The sequence below is a fragment of the Cellvibrio sp. genome (genome assembly GCF_046347455.1).
Taxonomy (GTDB): domain Bacteria; phylum Pseudomonadota; class Gammaproteobacteria; order Pseudomonadales; family Cellvibrionaceae; genus Cellvibrio.
This window is the reverse complement of sequence record NZ_JAXMGC010000001.1, coordinates 84278-99965: the sequence shown is the minus strand read 5'-3', so window position 1 is coordinate 99965 and position 15688 is coordinate 84278. Positions and strand designations below refer to the sequence as shown.

Below are 15688 nucleotides of genomic sequence, written 5' to 3'. Positions count from 1 at the left end.
TGTTGATGTTGAGTTAAAGGACTGGATCCCCGCTGCGCGAGGATGACGACTCCCAGTTAAATAATCCCCAAATAACACTTATAAAAAAACCGAGCAATTGCTCGGTTTTTTTATGTTCCATATTTACCTTAAGCAAATCAGAGGAACACTTTAACGCCTACATAAAACAATCCACCCGCCAACAAAATAGTCGCAGGCAACGTTAGCACCCACGCCATAAGAATGGTTTTGATAGTTGAGAATTGCAGGCCTGACTTATTAGCCACCATGGTTCCTGCAACTGCAGAAGAAAGAACGTGCGTTGTAGATACAGGCATACCAGTAACACTTGCGATTCCAATTGCAGTAGCTGCAGTTACTTGCGCAGACATACCCTGCGCATAGGTCATTCCTGTTTTACCAATTTTCTCGCCAACGGTTTTTACAACGCGACGCCAGCCAGTCATAGTTCCCAAGCCTAAGGCCAAAGCAACTGCGATAATCGCCCAGTAAGGTGCGAATTCTGTTGTCGCGGTAATTTCTTTACGGAGTTTGTTTAATTCGTCTTTGTCCTTGCCTGCAACGCCGTCGACTTTGGACATTTTCTTTGCAGTGTCATCAATGCATAAAAGAATGCGGCGAACTTCGCGGCGATTTTCAATGCTGAGCTTGCTGTAATCGGTCACGTCTTTAATTTGTGCGCCCAAGCTGCTGATGGCAACTAACGCATTTTGAGTGGTGCACTTTTCTTCAGTGGTTGCAGTCGCCTCTGTTTTGGTGAAGTCGATTTTTTTAGACAAAGCTTCCTGATTATTTTTATAAATGCTTTCAATATAGGTAGCGGCGTGGTGAGTCTTATCGATATCAATTGCAGAAGTATTCAAATCCAATACGAATTGCGCCGGCGCCATACAAATCAGCACCAACATCAGCATACCTATACCTTTCTGCCCGTCGTTCGAGCCATGAACAAAACTTAGACCCATCGCAGAAGCAACCAGCGTCGCGCGAGTCCAAAATGGCGGATGTTTTTTGCCATCGATTTTTTCCCGCTCTTCTGGCGTCTTGTGAATTTTTTGACCTGGCCAGATTTTTTTCAAAAGTAAGAGAACTAACGCCGCAATAATAAAGCCAACAAGGGGAGAAATAAGCAGTGACAGCATAATATCTGTTGCCTTTTTGGTGTTAACACCTTCCGCAAGAGGCAAGTGCGAGAGCAACGCATGAGCACCACCAACACCCAAGATAGAACCAATTAAGGTGTGAGAACTCGAACAGGGGATTCCAAAATACCAAGTCCCTAAATTCCAAAAAATTGCAGATAGCAGCAATGAAAACACTAAAATCATGCCGTACGACGAACTAATATTGAGCAACAGGTCAACGGGTAGCAGGTGAACAATCGCGTAAGCTACACCAAGCCCACCTATCATTACGCCCAAAAAATTGAAAATACCTGATGCAACTACTGCCATATGGGGCGGCATCGCTTTGGTGTAAATAACAGTCGCAACAGCGTTGGCGGTATCATGAAAACCATTAATGAATTCATACGCTAGTACAAACGCGATAGACAAAAAAAGCGCTAGTCCAAATGTAAAACTAAGCCCTGTGAACATATCTAACATAGGAAGGTCACCTGTAATGATTGTTGCCGTATTATGACATAAGCGTTCGTGGATTCTAAGAATAGCCAAAGCCGAGCATTTGTGTTACCACATCAAGTCGTCAGGTATTACGTAGTCTTTGTAGGGATCATCTTCGTCTGTTTGTTGCTGGCTTTTGATGTTGGCAACCAGAACTGATTTAGCATCGCGCAAGGCAATTTTGTCGGCAACGATTCGGGGTACAAGTTCATAGCCTTCGCCCAGTTTTACCACTGCCAATACTCCACGCGCGATCTGCTCAAGCACCACGGGTGAGACACGCATTTTCTTGATTAGCTTACCGTCGGTGAAATTATATTCAACGTCATTTTGACCAGCACCTTTTGGTTGGCGATGATTTTCAATCAGTTGTTTTATCTGTGCGGCAATCGCTTTCTGTTCTTGTTCCGCATTGCGCTGACGGTTAAGTTCACGGTCCCGCTCGGCTTTTTGCTGCCGGGCCAGCTCAGCAGATTGTTTCACCTCATCCACTACCGGCTCGGCGGAACGGCGAGCGACATTAGTTTCTTTGCGCTTCTCTTTATTGACTTGCTTGGCTTTTTTACCATCAATCAAGCCGGCTTTAAGGAGTTGGTCTTGGAGCGAGGCCATAAAAATTCGTCCGAATGCGGGAAATGTCGCGCATAATAGCGCCCTATTTTTCCCCACAGCAAGAAGATTACATGAGCCAGCGCCCCTTTAAGACATGGGATATTTTTTGTCGCGTCGTCGATAACTTCGGGGATATTGGCGTGTGCTGGCGCTTGGCAAGACAGCTCGCCGTTGAATACCCTTTTCAGGTGCGATTGTGGGTGGATGAAATCTCTGCCTTGACCAAAATTTGGCCGAATGCAGTCCACCAAGAACAACAGGAGCTTGAGCACGTTGATGTTCGTATCTGGCACGAGAATTTCGACGCAGAAGACGCGGCAGATGTTGTAATAGAGGCCTTCGCCTGCGAACTCCCAGCCACTTATCTAGCGGCCATGAAACGCCGGGCAACTGCGCCCCACTGGTTCAACTTGGAGTATTTAAGTGCGGAAGATTGGGTTGAAGGCTGTCATGGCTTGCTATCGCCACACCCAAGCCTCGGCTTGAAAAAGGTTTTCTTCTTTCCCGGTTTTACGCTCAAAACGGGCGGGTTATTAAAAGAGGCGAGCCTGATCAAGGATCGTGATACTTTCTTAAGTGATATAGCTAAGCACACAAACCTGCTCAGTTCCTTGGGCGTTAGCCGCCCAGAGAACGCCTTGGTGATTTCACTCTTTGGTTACGAAAACGGCACCGTTTCCTCTCTTTTGGATTCGTGGGTAGACTCGTCTCAAGCAGTTTTATGCCTCGTTCCTGAAGGAAAAATCCTTGGCGACATCAATCGATATTTCGGAAAGCAGCTGTGCTCCGGCGACGAAATCATCAAGGGCGCACTGACTATAAAGGTCATTCCATTCCTATCCCAAAGCACGTACGACCAACTTTTGTGGGCTTGCGACCTTAACTTTGTACGCGGAGAAGATTCTTTCGCACGCGCACAATGGGCGCAAAGGCCTTTTGTTTGGCACATTTACCCGCAAGAAGATGACATTCATCTCGCCAAACTTGATGCTTTTCTGAACTTGTATCTTGACCAAGCGCCTGCAGAGCTTGCGCCAGCTATTGCTGAGCTTTGGCGAGATTGGAATCAAGCTAAGGACGTTAGAAAAAGCTGGGAAGCCTGTGTTTCCCAGCTTAAAAACTGGCAAACACACAGCCAAAACTGGTGCCAGCACCTAAATTCTTTGGGGGATTTAGCTTCAAATATGGTGCAATTTTGCCAAAAAACGCTATAGTAGCCGCCGAATTTATCCCAGCAATCGGTATGGTTCGCCAATACCATTTACATTATTGAGAGTCATCATGAAAACAGGTCAAGAATTACGCGCCGGTCATGTAATTAACATCGACGGTTCACCTTGGTTAATCCAAAAAGTAGAAATCAGCCGTTCAGGTCGTAACACTGCGGTTGTAAAAACCAAGTTGAAAAACCTGCTCAACGGTTATTTGACTGAAACCCCATACAAAGCAGACGACAAATTCGAAGACATCGTTCTGGATCGTAAAGACGTCACCTATTCTTACTACGCAGACCCAATGTACGTTTTCGTAGACAGCGATTACAACCAATACGAATTGACTGCTGACGAACTTGGCGATATGGGTCCATACATTGAAGACGGTATTGACGACGTATGTGAAGCCGTATTCTACGAAGGCAAAGTAATTTCTATTACCCCACCAAACTCAGTAACCCGTGAAGTTGTTTACACCGAGCCATCAGTGCGCGGCGATACCTCAGGTAAAGTAATGAAGCCGGCTCGTTTGGCTAACGGTACTGAAATTCAAGTATCTGCATTCGTGGAAATCGGCGATAAAATTATCATCGACACTCGTACTCACGAATACAAGTCTCGCGCTAAAGACTAATTAGCGATCCCAATCAGCGGCTTACAATAGCCGCTGATTTGTTTTACCCCTCTCATATTTTTCCCCCTGCTGTCCTTCTCCAAAACTGAACTCCCATTTAACACCACTCAAATTCAAATTTTACCGCTCGGCATTTTTCTGATTGTTGTTGCCTTGCGTTGGCTTAGGCTTTTGCTTCCACAATTCTAATAATGTTGGACGGAGAAGCCAGATGCACCAAACGCCAGAAAAACGTTTTCATGCATTAGACACTGTAAGAGCCTGCGCTTTACTCGCCGGTATTGTTTTGCACGCAATCATGCCTTTCTTGCCGGGATTTCGCGAAATAGGTTGGCCGATAAGCGATACCTCCACCAGTGCGGGCATAGGAATTTTGTATTTTGTTATTCATATATTCCGCATGACCTTGTTTTTTATCATTGCGGGATTTTTTGCACGCGTGCTCCATCAACGCTTGGGAACCAAAGGCCTTTTTGTAAATCGACTGAAGCGAATTGGATTGCCGATGATAGCTGCATTTATGTTTGTCATGCCGCTTTCCATCATTCCCTTTATATGGGCAGCCAGACAACTGGGCATACAAGGCCCGCCCAAAATGGAATTTCCCGTTCCGGTGATTGGACCAATGATTCCGCTTGGACACTTGTGGTTTCTTTACATGTTGTTGTTTATTTATGTAGTGGTTCTGTCGATTCGCTCACTACTGGCTGTGGCTGATACGAACCACAAAATTCGAACCGAAATAATAGGCTTCGTTAGATTCTGCTTTAAAAATCGCCTAATAGTTTTAGTGCTCGCGCTTCCACTTGCTTCGGTTTTATTTTCCACCAGCTGGTGGGTGCAGTGGCAAGGAATCCCTTTGCCAATTGTCGGATTGATTCCAAATTTTCCCGCAATAATAGCCTTTTCATCGGCATTCATTGTGGGTTGGTGTATGCATAAAGAACAAGATTTTTTAAAAATACTTGCGTCAGATTGGTCGCTTTACCTTATCGGGGCCGCTGTTGGCGCTAGCGTTTCACTTTTTGTTGCCGGTATTAAACCTAGCTTTTATGTAATGTCACTGGAGACAACCGAACGCGCAATTTACGCTACAGCTTATACGTTCGCAGAATGGTGCGGAGCTTTTGCGATTATAGGTATTGCAGTAGGTTTTATAAAAACACCCAATGCAAAATGGCGTTACCTTGCTGATGCGTCATACTGGATGTATATCATCCATCTACCTATTTTATGGTGGCTACAAGCATGGATGATGCAATGGCCACTCAATTGGTCAGTAAAACTTTTGCTCTCACTATTTTTCACTAGTGCGCTTTTACTACTCAGTTATCACTACCTTGTGCGATCCACTTTCTTAGGAAAATTTCTCAACGGACGAAAATATCCTAAGGCTACTTCCATAACAAATTCAGCCACTCATCAGACTTAAAGGTTTTCTCGACACAGAGGCATTCGATTTGAATGCCTATTATCCAGAGTAAAAACTTTTAAATGCTTTCCATCACCGCTAGGTATTATTTTTCACAGCTGACAACCCAAATAAGCTAAACGCCGGATTCAATAGGGATAAAAACACTGAAATGAAAACTGTATTTTTCCTTTGGGTGCTTATTGCTGCTTTACTCTTACCGATGGAAAGGGCTGCATCCACGCAAGCTGTACAAAAAGCAAAAGCAAGTAGCTCTCTATTCGTATTCAGTTATATTCATACCGCATTTATTAAACCCGTATTGAAAAGCATAAAGCTTTTTCAGCATCTACTAAGAAATAAAATACTTATTGAGTTAATTTTTTACCAGATTATGTCGCTAGCGCTCACCATTGCCTTATTCCAATCAATAACAAATCAATAAACACCCACAAGGGAAATTTCTATGACACTATTGATAAAAATATTGTGCGCAATCAGTTTAAGCATGCTCACCTGTTTAACAATTGCAGAAGTGCACACACAAGCCAGCAAACCGCAAACGCTTGAACACCTTAAAATGGCAATTGAAGAAATTCGGAGAAATACCAATACGCCTGCGGTGGGCATTGCACTTGTCAATAAAGACGGCCCTTATTGGATTGCAGGGCTTGGCGAAGCAAACATCGAGAAGCATATAAAAGCCGATGAAAATACCTTATTCGCATTGGATTCAATATCAAAAATGTTTGCGTCTTTGTCTGTATTAAAATTAGTTGAGGAAAAAAAATTACACCTCAACGACAGACTGCAAGACTTAGCACCTGAAATTAAGCATGAAAACAAATGGGAAAAAACAAACCCGGTTTTGTTGGTGCACCTATTGGAACATACAACCGGTTGGGATGAAGTACATCTGGCTGAAATTAATTTTAAAGCGTCGGATTCCAGCAGTCTTAAAAGCGCACTGGAGTTCCATCCTGATTCCCGCACATCACGCTGGGCACCTGGCACGCGATATGCTTACAACTCAACCGGCCCCGCAGTAGCGGCTTATATAGTTGAAAAGTTCAGCGGTAAAAAATACGAAGATTATGTAAAAGAGAATTTCCTTACACCTTTAGCAATGAACAGCACCAGTTTTTATAAAACAAGTGAGTACGACAAATATGGTGCTGTGCTTTATAACGCAATTGGAAATTCTGAACAATACAAATTTTCAAAATATAGACCATCAGGCTCGCTTCATTCCTCCACAAAAGAAATGGCAAACCTGCTCCAGTTTTTTATTAAGCGAGGAGAATTTTCCGGTCAACAAATTTTACCTAGTGCATCCATAGATCGGATGGAAAAACCAACATCTACCCTAGGCAACGTACTAGGAATTACAGCAGGCTATGGTTTAAATAATTTTACCAAGGGCTACGAAGATTTTGGCTACGCATTCCATGGCCATGACGGCGGCAGCTTGGGAAGCTTTTCAGAAATGATGTACTCTCCAGATTTGGGTGAAGGCTACGTTATTTTGACCAACACCAATAATGGATCGGCGTGGCAAATTTCTCAGCTAGTAATGGGTTATTTTCTAAGAAATAGCCCTAAAAAGACTCTTTATGAAGTTTCGCTTTCCAATAAATTAAGCTCCTTGGAAGGAGTATATGTTCCCCTAAACCCTCAAATTGAAATAAAAAGATTCACTAACAATATAGAAAGCGCCATAAAAATTTCAGTCAGCGCTAATAGAGTTCATCGCAGTCCAGTCTTTGGTGGATGGCAAAGTAATGATTATGCAATTAGCGAGAATCTTCTGGTTAACCCATGGAGCGGCCTACCAAGTATCGCCGTGGTGAATGACCCACTCGCAGGTGAAACACTTCAGGTTGAAGGAGATCTTTATAAACGTATTCCAGGGCTAATTTTTTACGGCGGAATTGTTCTTTTCTATGTGTTAGTACTACTTCTTATTGCTAACCTTATTTGGGCAATCATTTGGGTACCTCGAGTGATATTCGGCAAACTCACAAATACTACTAACATTAAAGTTCGTACATGGCCCTTATTGGCAAGCTTGGCTCTTTTAGTATTTTTTGTAATGGTTACTGCTTACGGTGGCCATACTTTAATGGGGACCTTAAGCTGGGTATCAATTACAATCTTTATAAGCTCAGTTCTTTTCCCAATATTTACTGGTATTAGTTTATTATCAGTTTACAAATGCAGACACGAACCAATCCAAAAGTTAGCCTATGCAAATGCCATAATATTGACCTTATTACTTGCAGTTTTGGCAACCTATTTCACCTATTACGGTATCACTGGGTTTATGGGGTGGGTCGCATAATAAAGTTTTGCGCGAGCATTCTATTGAATGCTCGCAATCAAACGATTAATCATTACTAGTATATGCCCATGAAAGTATTGTTCTTCCCCCATGATCAAAGATTCTGGCTCGATCATGGGTTGTTTATGCTTTTTCTTGCTGCGACTCAAATGGTCATTATTGTTCCGTTGCATGAGTACGCGCGCTTTTTATTTTTCGGGGATCTACTCTGGTTTCCACTGTTTACAATATCCGTTTTACTGTTCCGCTATATGTACAAAATATTTGGATGGGAGTCCTTTTCAAGCAAGCAATTTTTAGAGTACAGCCTGGTTTTTTCACTGAGTTCAGGGCTGACCATAGCACTTTTAATGTCCGCGATTTTCTCATCATTTTTCTGGGCAGAAATTACCGCAACTATATACCCCAATACTAAGCACGCCTTGGCGAAACTCGTTATGGGTTCAATTTTGGGAAACTGGATTCAATCGACTATTTTTATTTCGGCGTGGATTTTCCTCTACCACAGCATTACATCCAGCAAGAGAGCGCGCGAAACAGAATTGCGGTACTTAAGAGCACAACATAGTCTTAAGGATGCAACCCTAAACAGTCTATCCAACCAACTTAACCCACACTTCCTCTTTAATGCGCTCAATAATATCCGCTTTATGGTTCACGAGAGCCCCAAGAAAGCTGACCATATGATTACTTCGCTCTCTGAAATATTGCGTTACTCACTAGAGAGCAGCAAATATGAAAAAGTTCTGCTAGCAGACGAAGTTACAATTATTAATCGGTATATCGAAATCGTTAAATCACAATTGGAAGATCGGTTGGATTTTACGCTCGCGATTGAGTCAAACATCAAAGACTACTTGGTTCCGCCAATGGTTTTGCAAATGCTCATTGAAAACGGCATAAAACACGGCATTGAAAACATTAAAACAGGTGGCCAGCTAAGCGTGACCTGTGAAGAGCTAGACTCAAAACTTATGTTTACAGTGTGTAACCATATAGCTCTTAAAAACAAAAAAAGTTTACCTTCAACTGGAATTGGATTGAAAAATATCAAGCAAAGACTCGAATTGCTCTACGGAGACTCAGCGGATTTGCAAACAACAAAAACGGAACATCAATTTATTGTAAGGCTAAGCATTCCCAAGGAATTATCGCAATGAAAGCTATAGTAGTGGAAGATTCACGTCTCGCTCGTGAAGGTTTGGTGAGGATGCTGCAAGACTATTCCGAAATCGACATAGTCGGCGCAGCAGATCATCCATCAACAGCGCTGGACATTATTACGGAACATCAGCCAGACATTATCTTCTTGGACGTACATATGCCTGGTGAAAGCGGCTTTGATTTGCTGGAGAAACTAACCTACTCGCCCAAGGTTGTTTTCACCACCGCCTACTCCGAATATGCGATACGCTCATTCGATTACAATACGATTGATTACTTACTCAAACCTATTAGCCATGAACGTTTAAAAATAGCGATTGATAAACTCAGTCTTCACACGGAAGGCAACCAAAATCAATCCAAAGCGCCGCTCGACATCCAAAGCCGCATGTTTATTAAAGACGGCGATAAGTGCCACCTTGTGCGCTTAGACACGATTCGCTACTTTGAAAGCTGCAAAAACCATGTACGTATATTTTTTGGAAAAGAAAATGCTTTTGTCAGGAAATCTCTCAATAGCATTGAAGAGCGATTACCCAAAAAATATTTTTTCCGCGCTAATAGACAATACGTGGTGAATTTAAATGAAGTGGTTAATATTGAAGAAGCCATTAATGACGGATATGAAATCACCATGAGCGACGGAAAAGTGCTGGAAATTTCCCGTCGCAACGCGGTTGAATTGAAAGATTTACTGAGCTTTTAGGTAGGGATTCGAGAAAGCTTTTTCTTCAAAGACCAGTAGACTCGAATGCCGAGCAATATTGCTGTTAAAACGCCAAACAAAACTGCATCTGCATAACTAGACCTTACCTGTAGCAACACATGCAACCAAGCCAAAATCGCGACCAGGTATATGGTCTTGTGTAGCTTTACCCAATTTTTCCCTAGTTTACGCATCATGCTTTTCGTTGATGTTGCGCCTAAAACACACAACAAGACTATGGCGGGAATGGTCAACAAAATATAAGGACGCTTTACAAGCTCGCTGCCAAATATTGCAAAGTTCAACCCAAGAATAAATATCAAGTAAGCAAGCAAATGTAAGATCGCATAAAACAAAGTGAACAAACCAAGCATGCGGCGATGAACCATTAACCAGCTTTGATTTGCAATGCGCTTTAACGGAGAAACGGCCAACGTAATCAGAAGAAAGTAAAACGCCCAAGTCCCCGTGAATAAGACTATGGCTTTGGCGGGGTCAGCTCCCAAGCGATTAGTAACCGCACCGTAAACAATAAAAGCTAAAGGAATTAATCCTAATAAAAATATCGACACTCTTCGCCATAGCACCGGCATCTAGCTATCCCTCAATTAATAAAATTTACGCAAGTCCATTCCGGTGTATAAGCTCGCCACTTGATCTGCGTAGCCGTTAAACATTTGCGTTGGTATAACATTTGGACTGAATAAACTGCTCGGCAAACGACGCTCGTGCGCTTGACTCCACCGAGGATGATCGACAGTCGGGTTAACATTCGCATAGAAACCATATTCAGAGGGAGCAATCATGCTCCAAGTGGTTTTAGGTTGCTTCTCAGTCAGCTCGATTTTCACAATTGATTTGATACTTTTAAATCCATATTTCCACGGCACCACGAGTCGCAAGGGCGCGCCATTTTGGTTGGGCAAGGTCTTCCCATATAAACCCACAGCGAGAATTGTTAGTGGATGCATAGCTTCATCTAAACGTAAGGCTTCGCGGTACGGCCAATTAATTGTGCTTAGCGAACTTGCTTGCGCGGGAAATTGCTTAGGATCGTTTAAGGTGTAAAACGAAACGTATTTAGCGTTGCTGGTCGGTTCAAATCGCTTAATTAAACTCGCAAGTGAAAAGCCAACCCAGGGAATCACCATTGACCAGGCTTCAACACATCGCAAACGATAGACACGCTCTTCCAATTCAATGCCTTTTAATAGGTCTTCAAGATTGTATTTTCCGGGTTTGGCAACTTCACCCGAGATTTCTACTTTCCATGGATCTGTTTTAAATCGCTTGGCATATTTGGCAGGATCGGTTTTATCGTAACCGAACTCGTAAAAATTATTGTGGCCGGTCACGCTATCAAAAGGCGTGAGAGATTCTGTTAACTTTTGGGTGTCCGCTTTGGCATGTGCAATTTGCGCATTCAACCATTCCGGCCCCTTATTGGCCGCCTCTGCTGCCGTATAGCTTGGATCAGCCATAAGGTTCTGTGAGTTTAAGCTCGCAGCCCCCAAAAGACCTGTCGCTATAGTGCCGCGCATAAAATCGCGACGAGCGAGATAAATGGACTCGGGAGTAATTTCTGAGCTAGGTATATCACTTGGCTTCTTAATTAGCATGGCGGCCTCTTGGCAAAAGAACTAAACACAAGCTTGGTACTTGGATTCACCGATATTGGATTTGTTACAGTACTTCATAAAATTTATTCTTCAATCGTCCCTGATCTGTATCGCCAGCCTATTAACTAGTGCGCAATTGTCCAACACTGATGAATTTTGGGGTTCCGTTTAAAATCTTCATCAATGGTTTTCGCGCTTATATCAGTGACCGTGTAGGCAGACAAGGCTTCTGAGTCCAACTTGAAGCTACGTAGATTGTTTGAAAAAATAAGCGTTCCACCTTCCGCTAAAGCGCGCATTGCATGGTGAATCATGCTCACATGATCGCGCTGGACGTCCAGCACATCTTCCATGCGTTTCGAATTCGAGAAACTGGGCGGATCAAGCAAAATCAAATCAAACTGCTGATCGTTTTCTTCTAACCATTTCAAACAATCAGCTTGCTCTAAACGATTTTTGGATTCGCTCAAGCCATTCAAAGCAAAGTTTTTGCGCGCCCAATTTAAATAGGTGTTAGACATATCCACGCTTAATGTAAAACGTGCACCACCCATTGCGGCGTGTACACTCGCGGTTGCGGTGTAGCAAAACAAATTTAGAAAACGCTTGTCTTTCGCCATGCTCGCAATCATTTTTCGTACTGGGCGATGATCTAAAAACAAACCTGTATCTAAATATTGCCACATATTGATGTGCAATTTAGCCGCGCCTTCTTGTACGCTAAATACATCACCCGTTGGCAATTCGGTTAATTTCTCGTACTGCTGCGTACCTTTGTTGCGGCGACGATGCTTGTAACTAATACGTTCTGCCGGAATATCCAACGCAAAGGGCACAGCGAGTTCTATGTCGGCGAACCGTTGCGCTGCGCGATCTTCATCAACAGATTTGGGGGCAGCATATTCTTGTACGTTGGCGTACCATTGCTCTGGCTTGCCCGGCTGAGTTTGACCGCAGTACACATCAATAGCGGCGGAATATTCCGGCATGTCTGCATCATATAAACGGTAGGCGAACACATCATTTTTACGCGCCCATTTTTCCAATTGCTTTAAATTTTTTTGTAAACGATTCACCAACATGTGCGCGCCGTTTGATAAAGCCGCCGCTTGCTCTTGTCGATTGGTTTCGCGAACGCGCTCCTCCGCTGCCAAACGCTTTTCTTCATCGCGACTGAAACGATCATCCTGCTCAACGCGGCTTTGCACAAAAGCATCGCTCGCAATGGTGAACATAATTAATTCGCTAGGAATGGTGCCGTTGAATAATTTGTATTTTTTGTCGGCACGCAAACCCATTTGTTTTCCCAACTCTGGATTACCGGTGAATACACCCGCACGCCAGCCTTGAAATTCATTGCGCAAACGCTCGCCCAAATGGGCATAGAGCATTTTAAGTGATTCAACTTCACCCAAACGCTCACCGTAAGGCGGATTGCTTAATACCAAACCTTTTTTTAATTCAGTGTGCGTGGGCTTTTTAAATTCCGCGAGCTCTTTACGACTGACACGCAACCAATGGTCTAATTCGGCGGTGACAATATTTTCTTCTGCAGCGCGAATGACGCGTATGTCTGCATCGTACCCACGAATTTCAGGAAGATCTTTTTCCAAACCTTTGCGACGACGCTCATGAGCCTCATCTCGTAGTTTTTGCCAAATACTTGCGTCATGCTTTAACCAGCGCTCAAAACCAAAACTGACTCGATTTAATCTCGGCGCAATATCCGCCGCTATGAGCGCCGCTTCAATCAAAATAGTTCCGGAGCCACACATGGGGTCCAGCAAGGCGCCGCCCGCAGCAGCGATCTCTGGCCAACCCGAGCGAATCAAAATCCCGGCCGCCAGATTTTCCTTCATAGGCGCACTACCCTGCTTAAGGCGATATCCGCGACGGTGCAAGCTGTCGCCAGACAAGTCCACGCTAATGACTACTTTATCTCGGCTCAGCCGTGCATTAATACGGAGATCCGGGTCTTGTTTGGCAACGGAGGGACGCTCACCCGTGGCATCCCTCAAGCAATCGACAATTGCATCTTTCACCTTGACCGCACCAAATTGTGTGTTGCGGATGGCATCGCTGGTTCCAACAAAATCAACCAATAGCGTACCTTGGGGCGCCAAATGTTCCTCCCAACGAATATCGCGCACGCCGTCATATAAATCTTCCTGACTCTTGACCTCAAAGCTGGTCAACGGCAAAAGAACCTTGTTGGCTAAGCGAGACCAGAGGCAAACGCGGTAAGCCGTTTCAATGCTGCCACTAAAATACACACCTGCTACGGTTTCACGCAGCTCGGTAGCACCCAGCTGAGCAAGTTCAGAAAATAAAAGCCCTTCCAAGCTTTTTGGACATGTCGCGAAAAACTGATATTGAGTCATTGAAAAAGCCAGATTAATAACCGGATAAAAGGTAATTGGGGCCGAATTGGCCAAAGATTGTGCGTCGGTTCAAAAATGCCTACTTGTCAAACATTAGGGCTAGAGTTTTACGTACTATAGAAGAAACTATCTAGAAGAATAAAATCGTTCACAAGTGGAACCTTTATTGGTGTACTGGTCAAACCCCATACGTAAATAACCGAAGGAGGTATTGTAGCAAGTCGTTCGTGATGTCTATATAACTTTAACTGAAATCTAATAGCGCTAATAAAAAGAGGTGCCTTATAGGATGAAAAGTCAGAAACGAGATCAAACAGAACGCGCTTTTGCAAAAGGCTACCAAGCCGGGATTGACGGTCGATCGCGTAGCTTATGTCCCCATGAAACAGGCCTTGCCCGACAGCAGTGGCTCAACGGGTGGCGAGAGTCCAGAGTAGATCAATGGGATGGACTGAACCGCTTGGCTCAGGTCCAAAAACTTAACAATTTACAACCTATGTCAACCATGACGTCGGCAGGCTGATCAACAGATTGAATCAGCAACTACATTGCAGATTATTTAAACCCAACTTATTAATTCGCTGATTGGCGAAATCGAGCTAAGAAAAAAGGCCTCATTGCGAGGCCTTTTTATTTTTCAATTAGTTTTTAAGATTCGCGATCCCTTTCGCCGCCTCACGTATTAACTGAGGCCCGTGGTAAATAAATCCGCTGTATAGCTGTACCAATTTTGCTCCGGCCTTAATTTTTTCAGCCGCACTTTCTCCGTCGCTAATTCCACCCACACCGATAATGGGTAACTTGTCTCCGAGTTCTTCGTGCAAAATTCTAATGACGCGGGTACTTTTATCTCGCACAGGCAAACCACTCAAACCGCCCGTTTCTTTACTTATGTCAAATGCTTCCACACCTTCACGACCAATCGTCGTGTTGGTAGCGATAACCCCATCGATGCCTTGTGAAACCAAACTTTGTGCAACTTGAGTTACCGCGTCGTAATCCATATCCGGTGCAATTTTGACGGCCACTGGAACATAACGACTATGCTCCAACTGTAATTTCCGCTGCTCAATTTTGATCGTTTCGAGCAAACGATTTAGTGAATCACCAAATTGCAAATCGCGTAAACCTTGTGTGTTGGGTGATGAAACATTAACCGTAATGTAGTCCGCATGCGCATAGACTTTTTGCATACATTTCACGTAATCGTCCGCTGCATTCTCTACCGGCGTAACGGCATTCTTGCCGATATTGATACCGAGAACGCCGGTGTAGCGACGGCGTTTAACTTGCGCAACGAGGTGATCCACACCTTTATTATTGAAGCCCATACGATTGATAATGGCTTCCGCTTCTGGAATGCGAAACAAACGCGGTTTTGGGTTTCCGGGTTGCGGTTTTGGTGTAATGGTTCCGATCTCTACGAAGCCAAAACCCATTGCACCCAAGGCATTAAAATAATCACCATTTTTGTCCAAGCCGGCCGCCAAACCTACAGGATTTGGAAAGCGAATACCCATGACCTCAACGGGGTTTTGCGGAACATCTGTTAGAAAAAGCCCTGCTAATTTAAGGCGCTCGGCAGCGCCGATTAAATCAAGGCTAAATTCGTGGGAAGTTTCTGCGTCTAATTTGAATAAAAGATCGCGAATGTGGGTATACATAGGTGTGACTCCGGTGCCCAACCGCTATGGGGGTATGCCTGACAAAGGGTGAAAAATATGGCGTGCAGGATACTGGAATCACCGACCCTAGTCGATTTTTTCGATGCTCAAAAAGCGATTTTCCTCCGAAAAATGAATAGCGAATGTACCTACCACCCCAGCGTGAGAAACAAACGGGCGAAGAATGTTTGCGGGAAAATTTATCCTGCGCCCGTCCAGGCTACGCGCATTAACCGATTTCGCTACGCCTTGATACAGCAACTGAAATTCATCGGCCGGAATATTAAGCTGCACATACACTGATCGCACCCTATCAA

At 43.9% G+C, this 15688-nt stretch carries 15 protein-coding genes; 8 read left to right on the top strand and 7 right to left on the bottom strand.

Going from position 1 to position 15688, the window contains the following annotated elements; translation table 11 throughout:
• Positions 1-137 precede the first annotated feature (137 nt).
• Positions 138-1607 carry an inorganic phosphate transporter gene (locus U1F02_RS00450; protein WP_409988381.1) on the bottom strand — a complete coding sequence of 490 codons (1470 nt, stop codon included), beginning with the start codon at positions 1605-1607 and terminating at the stop codon, positions 138-140.
• Positions 1608-1691: 84 nt separating this feature from the next.
• Positions 1692-2237, bottom strand: a complete 546-nt coding sequence (locus U1F02_RS00445) for a DUF2058 domain-containing protein (protein ID WP_409988380.1) — start codon at positions 2235-2237, stop codon at positions 1692-1694.
• A gap of 23 nt (positions 2238-2260) precedes the next feature.
• Here U1F02_RS00445 and earP point away from each other — a divergent pair, with 23 nt between their 5' ends.
• The 7 genes from earP to U1F02_RS00410 all read left to right on the top strand — a co-directional run bounded on the left by earP (position 2261) and on the right by U1F02_RS00410 (position 9707).
• On the top strand, positions 2261-3451 hold the full coding sequence (gene earP / locus U1F02_RS00440; RefSeq protein ID WP_409988379.1) for an elongation factor P maturation arginine rhamnosyltransferase EarP: 1191 nt from the start codon (positions 2261-2263) through the stop codon (positions 3449-3451).
• A 67-nt stretch (positions 3452-3518) separates the two neighbouring features.
• Positions 3519-4085, top strand: a complete 567-nt coding sequence (efp, locus tag U1F02_RS00435) for an elongation factor P (RefSeq protein ID WP_409988378.1) — start codon at positions 3519-3521, stop codon at positions 4083-4085.
• 211 nt (positions 4086-4296) lie between these two features.
• Entirely contained in the window at positions 4297-5517 is a 1221-nt protein-coding gene (locus U1F02_RS00430; RefSeq protein ID WP_409988377.1) for an acyltransferase family protein, read from the top strand.
• 151 nt (positions 5518-5668) lie between these two features.
• Positions 5669-5941 (top strand): hypothetical protein, encoded by a 273-nt coding sequence (locus tag U1F02_RS00425; protein WP_409988376.1) that lies wholly within the window; start codon positions 5669-5671, stop codon positions 5939-5941.
• Positions 5942-5962: 21 nt separating this feature from the next.
• On the top strand, positions 5963-7837 hold the full coding sequence (locus tag U1F02_RS00420; protein ID WP_409988375.1) for a serine hydrolase domain-containing protein: 1875 nt from the start codon (positions 5963-5965) through the stop codon (positions 7835-7837).
• Positions 7838-7905: 68 nt separating this feature from the next.
• Positions 7906-8997, top strand: coding sequence for a sensor histidine kinase (locus U1F02_RS00415; protein ID WP_409988374.1), 1092 nt, complete (start codon positions 7906-7908; stop codon positions 8995-8997).
• A complete protein-coding gene (locus tag U1F02_RS00410) occupies positions 8994-9707 on the top strand; it encodes a LytR/AlgR family response regulator transcription factor (RefSeq protein WP_409988373.1) in 714 nt (237 codons plus the stop codon). Before U1F02_RS00415 ends, U1F02_RS00410 begins: the two co-directional genes overlap by 4 nt.
• Here the strand turns inward: U1F02_RS00410 and U1F02_RS00405 are convergent.
• The 3 genes from U1F02_RS00405 to rlmKL form a co-directional block, all read right to left on the bottom strand.
• A complete protein-coding gene (locus U1F02_RS00405) occupies positions 9704-10300 on the bottom strand; it encodes a sulfite oxidase heme-binding subunit YedZ (protein ID WP_409988372.1) in 597 nt (198 codons plus the stop codon). The two genes, U1F02_RS00410 and U1F02_RS00405, sit on opposite strands and share 4 nt — an antisense overlap.
• A gap of 15 nt (positions 10301-10315) precedes the next feature.
• Positions 10316-11326 carry a protein-methionine-sulfoxide reductase catalytic subunit MsrP gene (gene msrP / locus U1F02_RS00400; RefSeq protein WP_409988371.1) on the bottom strand — a complete coding sequence of 337 codons (1011 nt, stop codon included), beginning with the start codon at positions 11324-11326 and terminating at the stop codon, positions 10316-10318.
• 125 nt (positions 11327-11451) lie between these two features.
• Positions 11452-13707, bottom strand: a complete 2256-nt coding sequence (gene rlmKL / locus U1F02_RS00395) for a bifunctional 23S rRNA (guanine(2069)-N(7))-methyltransferase RlmK/23S rRNA (guanine(2445)-N(2))-methyltransferase RlmL (RefSeq protein ID WP_409988370.1) — start codon at positions 13705-13707, stop codon at positions 11452-11454.
• Positions 13708-13996: 289 nt separating this feature from the next.
• Here rlmKL and rmf point away from each other — a divergent pair, with 289 nt between their 5' ends.
• Positions 13997-14230: a ribosome modulation factor gene (gene rmf / locus U1F02_RS00390; RefSeq protein ID WP_409988369.1), complete on the top strand. Its 234-nt coding sequence runs from the start codon at positions 13997-13999 to the stop codon at positions 14228-14230.
• 118 nt (positions 14231-14348) lie between these two features.
• Here rmf and U1F02_RS00385 read toward each other — a convergent pair whose 3' ends face one another.
• Both U1F02_RS00385 and U1F02_RS00380 read right to left on the bottom strand, forming a co-directional pair.
• Complete coding sequence (locus tag U1F02_RS00385) at positions 14349-15371, bottom strand: quinone-dependent dihydroorotate dehydrogenase (protein WP_409988368.1); 1023 nt, start codon at positions 15369-15371, stop codon at positions 14349-14351.
• Positions 15372-15458: 87 nt separating this feature from the next.
• Positions 15459-15665 (bottom strand): DUF2835 domain-containing protein, encoded by a 207-nt coding sequence (locus U1F02_RS00380; RefSeq protein WP_409989050.1) that lies wholly within the window; start codon positions 15663-15665, stop codon positions 15459-15461.
• Positions 15666-15688 lie beyond the last annotated feature (23 nt).

Excerpts from the sequence above, each read along its gene's own strand:
- U1F02_RS00415 (WP_409988374.1), top strand. The coding sequence starts at position 7,906 with ATGAAAGTATTGTTCTTCCCCCATGATCAAAGATTCTGGCTCGATCAT.
- U1F02_RS00385 (WP_409988368.1), bottom strand. The coding sequence starts at position 15,371 with ATGTATACCCACATTCGCGATCTTTTATTCAAATTAGACGCAGAAACT.
- earP (WP_409988379.1), top strand. The coding sequence starts at position 2,261 with ATGTCGCGCATAATAGCGCCCTATTTTTCCCCACAGCAAGAAGATTAC.
- msrP (WP_409988371.1), bottom strand. The coding sequence starts at position 11,326 with ATGCTAATTAAGAAGCCAAGTGATATACCTAGCTCAGAAATTACTCCC.
- U1F02_RS00420 (WP_409988375.1), top strand. The coding sequence starts at position 5,963 with ATGACACTATTGATAAAAATATTGTGCGCAATCAGTTTAAGCATGCTC.
- U1F02_RS00445 (WP_409988380.1), bottom strand. The coding sequence starts at position 2,237 with ATGGCCTCGCTCCAAGACCAACTCCTTAAAGCCGGCTTGATTGATGGT.
- U1F02_RS00405 (WP_409988372.1), bottom strand. The coding sequence starts at position 10,300 with ATGCCGGTGCTATGGCGAAGAGTGTCGATATTTTTATTAGGATTAATT.
- rmf (WP_409988369.1), top strand. The coding sequence starts at position 13,997 with ATGAAAAGTCAGAAACGAGATCAAACAGAACGCGCTTTTGCAAAAGGC.
- efp (WP_409988378.1), top strand. The coding sequence starts at position 3,519 with ATGAAAACAGGTCAAGAATTACGCGCCGGTCATGTAATTAACATCGAC.
- U1F02_RS00410 (WP_409988373.1), top strand. The coding sequence starts at position 8,994 with ATGAAAGCTATAGTAGTGGAAGATTCACGTCTCGCTCGTGAAGGTTTG.
- U1F02_RS00430 (WP_409988377.1), top strand. The coding sequence starts at position 4,297 with ATGCACCAAACGCCAGAAAAACGTTTTCATGCATTAGACACTGTAAGA.
- U1F02_RS00425 (WP_409988376.1), top strand. The coding sequence starts at position 5,669 with ATGAAAACTGTATTTTTCCTTTGGGTGCTTATTGCTGCTTTACTCTTA.
- rlmKL (WP_409988370.1), bottom strand. The coding sequence starts at position 13,707 with ATGACTCAATATCAGTTTTTCGCGACATGTCCAAAAAGCTTGGAAGGG.
- U1F02_RS00450 (WP_409988381.1), bottom strand. The coding sequence starts at position 1,607 with ATGTTAGATATGTTCACAGGGCTTAGTTTTACATTTGGACTAGCGCTT.